The organism is uncultured Nevskia sp. (assembly GCF_903885465.1).
Lineage (GTDB): Bacteria > Pseudomonadota > Gammaproteobacteria > Nevskiales > Nevskiaceae > Nevskia.
The window spans coordinates 1-5,345 of the sequence record NZ_CAISIQ010000368.1; the positions used below are offsets into that span (position 1 = coordinate 1).

At 64.9% G+C, this 5,345-nt stretch carries 5 protein-coding genes; 4 read left to right on the forward strand and 1 reads right to left on the reverse strand.

Annotation, left to right across the window (positions count from 1 at the left end; genetic code table 11):
- The 4 genes from glnL to hslU all read left to right on the forward strand — a co-directional run.
- A partial coding sequence (glnL, locus tag QZY06_RS14410; protein WP_295685751.1) for a nitrogen regulation protein NR(II) occupies positions 1–799 on the forward strand: 799 nt, incomplete at its 5' end.
- A 52-nt stretch (positions 800–851) separates the two neighbouring features.
- Positions 852–2,405: a nitrogen regulation protein NR(I) gene (gene ntrC / locus QZY06_RS14415; RefSeq protein WP_295685753.1), complete on the forward strand. Its 1,554-nt coding sequence runs from the start codon at positions 852–854 to the stop codon at positions 2,403–2,405.
- A 210-nt stretch (positions 2,406–2,615) separates the two neighbouring features.
- Positions 2,616–3,155, forward strand: a complete 540-nt coding sequence (hslV, locus tag QZY06_RS14420) for an ATP-dependent protease subunit HslV (RefSeq protein WP_022976319.1) — start codon at positions 2,616–2,618, stop codon at positions 3,153–3,155.
- 42 nt (positions 3,156–3,197) lie between these two features.
- Complete coding sequence (gene hslU / locus QZY06_RS14425) at positions 3,198–4,580, forward strand: ATP-dependent protease ATPase subunit HslU (protein WP_367275650.1); 1,383 nt, start codon at positions 3,198–3,200, stop codon at positions 4,578–4,580.
- On the opposite strand, the gene QZY06_RS14430 is transcribed toward hslU, so the two are convergent.
- The coding region (locus tag QZY06_RS14430; RefSeq protein WP_295685760.1) for a LysR substrate-binding domain-containing protein at positions 4,570–5,345 on the reverse strand (776 nt) is incomplete at its 5' end. The genes hslU and QZY06_RS14430 overlap by 11 nt on opposite strands.

Consider the following 5,345-nt stretch of genomic DNA (forward strand, 5'->3'; position numbering starts at 1 on the left):
CGACCTGACCGTCACCCCTGCCCAGTTCAGCGGCCCCGGCCTGGTGCTGGAACTGCTGCCGCTCGATCGCCACCTGCGCATCTCGCGTGACGAACAATTGCTCGCCCAGCATCGCGCCAGCCGCGAGCTGATTCGCGGCCTGGCGCACGAGATCAAGAATCCGCTCGGCGGCATTCGCGGCGCGGCGCAGTTGCTGGAACGCGAATTCCCGGATTCCGAACATCTCGAATACACGCGGGTGATCATCCGCGAGGCCGATCGGCTGCAGAACCTGGTCAACCGCCTGCTCGGCCCGAACCGGCTGCCGCAGAAGGAAATGGTCAACGTCCACGAAGTGCTGGAACACGTGCGCCAGTTGATCGAGGCCGAAGGCAGCGGCAGCTTCAACGTGATGCGCGACTACGATCCTTCGATCCCGGAAATCCGCGCCGATCGCGAGCAACTGATCCAGGCCTCGCTGAACATCGCCCGCAACGCGATGCAGGCACTATCCGGCGAGGCGCAGCCCAGCAGCCCGCAGATCACTCTGCGAACCCGCATGCGCCGGCAGTTCACGATCGCCGGCGTCCGTCACCGCCTGGCGGTGCAGATCGACATCGAGGACAACGGTTCCGGTGTCGCGCCGACGATGATCGAGAAAATTTTTTACCCGATGGTGACAACACGCGCAGAAGGGACCGGTCTTGGCCTGCCGATTGCTCAGTATCTGATCAATACCCACGGTGGGCTTATCGAATGCCAGTCGCGTCCAGGCACCACCGTGTTCTCGATCTTCTTGCCGCTGGAGCAACCTGCTTGATCGCGCTGGCGTCGGCGCGGCGGCGGAATGAGCCTGCGGTAACACCCGAAGCATGGGCCACATGAATGTGATGAAGCTGCAGGACGGCGTTCCGATCCGGGTCTGGATCGTCGACGACGATGAATCGATCCGCTGGGTGCTGGAAAAGTCGCTGACCCGCGAAGGCATGGGTGTGGAAAGCTTCCCGGGCGCCGCGGAATTGCTCGACGCCCTCGCCGAAGCCACGCCGGACAACATGCCCGACGTGATGATCACCGACATCCGCATGCCCGGCCTCGACGGTCTGGAGCTGATGGAGCGCGTGCGCGCGGCCAAGCCCGAGCTGCCGGTGATCATCGTCACCGCGCATTCCGATCTCGACGCCGCCGTGTCCTCGTTCAAGGGCGGCGCCTTCGAATATCTGCCGAAGCCTTTCGATGTCGATTCGGTGGCCAGCCTGGTTCGCCGCGCCGCGCAGAAGCGCGTCGTCGTCACCCCGGAACTGAAGCCCCTGGAACCGCGCGCCGCGATCATCGGTGAAGCGCCGGCGATGCAGGACGTGTTTCGTGCCATCGGCCGCCTGAGCCAGTCGCAGATCACCGTGCTGATCACCGGCGAATCCGGCACCGGCAAGGAGCTGATCGCCCGCGCGCTGCACGTCAATTCGCCGCGCGCCAGCAAGCCGTTCCTGGCGATCAACACGGCGGCGATCCCGAAAGATCTGCTGGAATCGGAATTCTTCGGTCACGAGCGCGGCTCGTTCACCGGTGCCGCGATGCAGCGCAAGGGCCGCTTTGAGCAGGCCGACGGCGGTTCGCTGTTCCTCGATGAAATCGGCGACATGCCGGCCGATCTGCAGACCCGACTGCTGCGCGTGCTGCAGGATGGTCTGTTCTACCGCGTCGGCGGCATCTCGCCGATCAGTGTCGACGTGCGCATCATCGCCGCGACGCATCAGGACCTCGATCGCGCAGTGGCCGAAGGCCGCTTCCGCGAGGATCTCTATCACCGCCTGAACGTCATCCGCATCCGCATTCCGCCGCTGCGCGAGCGCAGCCAGGACATCCCGCTGCTGCTGCGCCACTTCCTCGATGCCGCCGCGCGCGAACTGAAGACCGAGCCGAAGCGACTGCTGCCTGAAGTGCTGGCGGTGCTGAAGGCTTATGACTGGCACGGCAACGTCCGCCAGCTGGAAAACACCTGCCGCTGGCTGACCGTGATGGCGCCCGGCCAGGACGTGCATCTGGAAGATCTGCCGCCGGAACTGCGCGGACGCCCGAGCGGCGAAATCGGCACCGCCGTCGCCTCCCCGGTGCCGAGCGTTGCCGTGGCGATGGTCCCGGCCGTGATGCCGGCAGCACCGGCACCGATCAGCCACTCGGCCGCGCCGGTCAGCGCGCCAGCCGTCTCCGGTGATTGGCACGAAGCCCTGCGTGTATGGGCCGAGGGTCGCTTCGCCAACGGCGATGAAGATCTGCTGGGCCACGCCGCGCCATTGTTCGAGCGCACCCTGATCGAAGTCGCGCTGGTGGCCTGCAAGGGCCAGCGGCAGGAAGCGGCCAGGCGCCTAGGCTGGGGCCGTAATACGTTGACCCGCAAGATCAAGGAACTGGGCATCGACGACTAGCGCAGCGTCATTTTGTAGGTCGGGCCACGCCCGACGGCGCTGCAGCTAGCTGGCGGGGGTCCATGTCGGGCATGGCCCGGCCGACATCGCGTCTGAGTCTCTGGCAAGCCAGCACGGGCCACTGCTTCACACGCTTGAATCGTCGCCCCCGGCCCCCAATCACTTGTCCATCGCAAACGCTCGCGCCAGCGGGCTCGATGGAGAAGAACCTTGGAACAGTTTGATGGCACGACCATCCTCGCCGTACGCCGCGGAACGCAGGTTTGCGTCTGTGGCGACGGTCAGGTGTCGATGGGCAACACCATGGTCAAGGGCAATGCGCGCAAGGTGCGCCGGCTCTACAACGACAAGGTCATCGCCGGTTTCGCCGGCGGCACCGCCGATGCCTTCACCCTGTTCGAACGCTTCGAAGGCAAGCTCGAAAAGCACTCCGGCCACCTGACCCGCGCCGCCGTCGAAATGGCCAAGGACTGGCGTTCCGATCGCTACCTGCGCCGCCTCGAAGCGCTGCTGCTGGTCGCCGACGCCGATACCACCCTGATGATTTCCGGCAATGGCGACGTCATGGAACCGGAAGCCCACGGCGTGATGGCGATCGGCTCCGGCGGCTCGTTCGCGACCGCGGCTGCCCGCGCGCTGGTCGGCTCGACTGATCTGTCGGCACGCGAGATCGCCGAACGTTCGCTGCATATCGCGGCCGACATCTGCATCTACACGAACCACAATCTGACGATCGAAACGATCGGCTGAAACTGCCGCTCTCCGCGACGAGAGTGCTAGTCGAGAAACGAAATGAATGACGCAATTCCCCCCGAAGTCTTGAAATCCTCCTTAAGCGGCGCAGCCGCGATGACGCCGCGCGAGATCGTCACCGAACTCGATCGCCACATCGTCGGCCAGTCCGCCGCCAAGAAAGCGGTGGCGATCGCCTTGCGCAATCGCTGGCGCCGGCAGCAGACGCCGGAAGCGATCCGCGGCGAGATCACGCCGAAGAACATCCTGATGATCGGCCCGACCGGCGTCGGCAAGACCGAGATCGCGCGTCGTCTGGCGAAGCTCGCCAACGCGCCGTTCGTGAAGGTGGAAGCGACCAAGTTCACCGAGGTGGGCTATGTCGGCCGCGATGTCGATTCGATCATCCGCGAGCTAGCCGATGTCGCCGTCAAGCTGACCCGCGATCAGGCGATCGTCCGTGTTCAGGCCAAGGCGCATGACGCGGCCGAAGAGCGCGTGCTCGATGCCCTGCTGCCACCGCCAAGCAACTTCGGCGAAGCCAGCACCCATCGCGAAAACGAGAACGGCGCGGCGCGTCAGGTGTTTCGCAAGAAGCTGCGCGAAGGCAAGCTCGATGACACCGAGATCGAGCTGAAGCTCGCCGTGGCGCCGCCGCCGATGCAGGTCATGGGTCCGCCGGGCATGGAGGACATGAGCAACCAGCTGCAGGCGATGTTCAAGAACCTCGGCGCCGGCCAGCAGAAGACCCGCAAGCTGAAGATCAGAGAAGCGATGAAGCTGCTGATTGAGGAAGAAGGCGGCAAGCTGGTCGACGAGGAAGCGATCCGCGTCGAAGCGCTGAAGAACGCCGAGGACAACGGCATCGTCTTCATCGACGAGATCGACAAGGTCTGCAAGCGCGGCGAGTACGGCGGCGCAGATGTCTCGCGCGAAGGCGTGCAGCGCGATCTGCTGCCGCTGGTCGAAGGCAGCACGGTGTCGACCAAGCACGGGGCGATCAAAACTGATCACATCCTGTTCATCGCCAGCGGCGCGTTCCACATGTCCAAACCCAGCGACATGATCCCGGAGCTGCAGGGCCGCCTGCCGATCCGGGTCGAACTCGATGCGCTGAAGACCGAGGACTTCGTGCGGATTCTCAGTGAGCCCACGCATTCGCTGACCGATCAGTACAAGGCCCTGCTCGCCACCGAAGGCGTGACTCTGGAATTCACGCCGGAAGGTCTGCGCCGGCTCGCCGAGTACGCCTGGCAGGTCAACGAACGCACCGAGAACATCGGCGCGCGTCGTCTGCATACGGTGCTCGAACGCTTGATGGAGGAAGCGGCCTACGAGGCCTCCGACCGCGCCGGCACCACCTTGTCCGTCGATGCCGCCTATGTCGATTCGAAGCTCGAGAAGCTGGCCGGCAACGAGGATTTGAGCCGGTTCATCCTGTAAGCGCTGGAGCTGTTGCGGCGCGACCGGCGCGGACTTGCTGCAAGGCATTCCGCAGCTGGTCGATCTCCTCCACGACCTGGCTGATGAAGGCGGCCGCAGCGGCTGGAATCGGCCGCTCGGCAAGTGTCGCGACCACCACCGGCGCCCGCACATGGGCGAGGTCTGCGATGTCGAGCATGACGAATTCCGACGGCGACAACTCGGCCGGAAAGGCCCGGATCACGCCGGCCGTGACCGCGTCGGTTTCGTGGACGATGTGGCGGATGACGGTGAAATCCTCGGTCTGCAGGAACAGATCGTGGAGTTCCTCGGAATCGGCGACGCCGCTGTATTGCTCGGCAAGCCAGGATAGATACCAGCGCGGCAACTTGGGCACCAGCAAGGGATAAGGCAACACGTCCCTGATGCGGATCTCCGGCATCAGCGTCAGCGGGTGACCGCGCCGGCACAGGATCGCCGGGGATGACAGCTCGTAAGTTGTCGCCTGGATGCCGGGATCGAGCGCATCGAACGGCGAGCCCACGTAGACGTCGACCTTCCGCGCCAGCAGTTCGCCCTGCAATTCGTCCCAGCCCTGGGTGCGCAGACGGAAGCGCAGCTTCGAGTGCTTGCGCAGCAGTTTCGACAGGGCGGGTGCGACGATGATGTCGGCCATCCAGGGATCGGAACCGATGATCACCTTGCCCGAGTCGAGCGAGCGCAGCAGTTCGATCTCGCGTCGGCCCTGCTCGAGCGTCGAGGTGGTTTCCCGCGCCAGCCGCACCA

Excerpts from the sequence above, each read along its gene's own strand:
- ntrC (WP_295685753.1), top strand. The coding sequence starts at position 852 with ATGGGCCACATGAATGTGATGAAGCTGCAGGACGGCGTTCCGATCCGG.
- hslU (WP_367275650.1), top strand. The coding sequence starts at position 3,198 with ATGAATGACGCAATTCCCCCCGAAGTCTTGAAATCCTCCTTAAGCGGC.